Here is a 1,323-nt window from a genome sequence, read left to right as displayed (position 1 = left end):
TCGCGGGCCGAGGCACGCGACCGCTCGGCCGCCGACCACGACGGCCTGCTGCCCGACGGCGCCGCGACCGCGGACGTGGCGCTGCGCGTCCTGGAGCACGACGGGGTCGGGGTGGGCACGATCTGGATCGCGCTGCGGCCGCAGATCGCCACCGGGGGGTACGTCTACTCCGTGACCGTCGCCCCTGAGCACCGGGGGAGGGGCCACGGCCGCACCCTGATGCGGGCGGCGGAGGGCGAGTGCCTGGCGGCGGGGCTGGCCACCCTGGGGCTGCACGTCTTCGCGGGCAACGAGGTGGCGCAGCGCCTGTACGAGTCCCTGGGCTACGTCCCCACGGCGTTCCACCTGCGCAAGCCCCTGATCTGAGGGGGCACCGCCCGCGGCGCCCGGGCCGTCCGGCCCGGGCGCCCCGTCAGTCCGCCCCCTCAGTCCGCCGCGGCGAGCAGGCGGTCGGTGATCTCCTCGATCCGCTCCCGCAGCCCCTCCTGGCTCTTGCCGCCGTCCAGGCGCTCGCCGCCGATGACGTACGTCGGCGTCCCCGTCACCCCGATCGCCTTGCCCTCCGCGACGTCCGCGTCGACGATCAGGAAGTGCCGCCCGTCCACGAGGGCGGTCTCCACCTCCGCCGCGTTCAGCCCCAGCTCGCGCGCCGTCCCGGCCAGCAGCGGCTCGCCCTGCTTGCCGAACTTCTCCGCCCGGGCCAGCACGGCCTCCACGTACTCCCAGCCCTTCCCCTGCGCGAACGCCTCCTCGGCGGCCTGGGCGCCCGCCATCGCGTGCTGGTGCTTGTCCAGCGGGAAGTGCCGCAGCCGGATGTCGAGCCGGTCCCCATAGCGCTCCCGCAGCGCGTGTACGTCGGCGAGCGCCGTCCGGCAGTCCGGGCACTGCAGCTCGCACCACACGTCGAGCACGGGCGCACCGTTCACTTCGTTCTCCATGGACGCCAGTCTTCCAGGCCCGGCGGGGCGGCGCCGTCTCGGTCCTGCGGACGAGCCGGACCCGGAGATGTCCCCCATGCCGTGCCGCACCATGGCAATCGCGGCGCATTCCGGTGCACGATGGAAGCATGTTCACCACCACGGTCTGCGCCGCGCTCTCCGCGGCGGGGCTCGCGATCGCGCTGCTGACCGCATACCGGAGAAGGTTCCGGCGGGCGACGAAGATCGCCGCCCTGTCGCTGGTGCCCGTCGGCCTGGCCATGGCGGGACTGGTCAAGCTCGGCGGCAAGGTAGGCAAGGCGACCGGGGACTGGGCGACGGACCTGGTCCTCAAGCCCTCGGTCTGGGGCGGCTTCGGCGTGCTCGCGGTCGCCGTCGTGCTGTG

Annotated in this window: 2 protein-coding genes and 1 pseudogene; 2 read left to right on the top strand and 1 reads right to left on the bottom strand. The window is 74.3% G+C overall.

The annotated features are described in order from the left end of the window. Positions 1-366: GNAT family N-acetyltransferase (locus H5J30_RS33730; protein ID WP_181791579.1), on the top strand; the 366-nt coding region annotated here is incomplete at its 5' end. Between the two features lie 59 nt (positions 367-425). Here the strand turns inward: H5J30_RS33730 and H5J30_RS33725 are convergent. Then, entirely contained in the window at positions 426-938 is a 513-nt protein-coding gene (locus H5J30_RS33725) for a DsbA family protein (RefSeq protein WP_181791577.1), read from the bottom strand. Positions 939-1,066: 128 nt separating this feature from the next. Between H5J30_RS33725 and H5J30_RS33720 the strand changes: the two are divergent. Beyond that, a pseudogene (locus H5J30_RS33720) lies at positions 1,067-1,323 on the top strand (hypothetical protein); the annotation flags it as partial.

Origin of the sequence: Streptomyces phytophilus, assembly GCF_013870535.1 — a bacterium.
Taxonomy (GTDB): Bacteria; Actinomycetota; Actinomycetes; order Streptomycetales; family Streptomycetaceae; genus Streptomyces; species Streptomyces phytophilus.
Note: the sequence above shows the minus strand (reverse complement) of the source record. Positions and strands in the feature narration are given on the sequence as shown.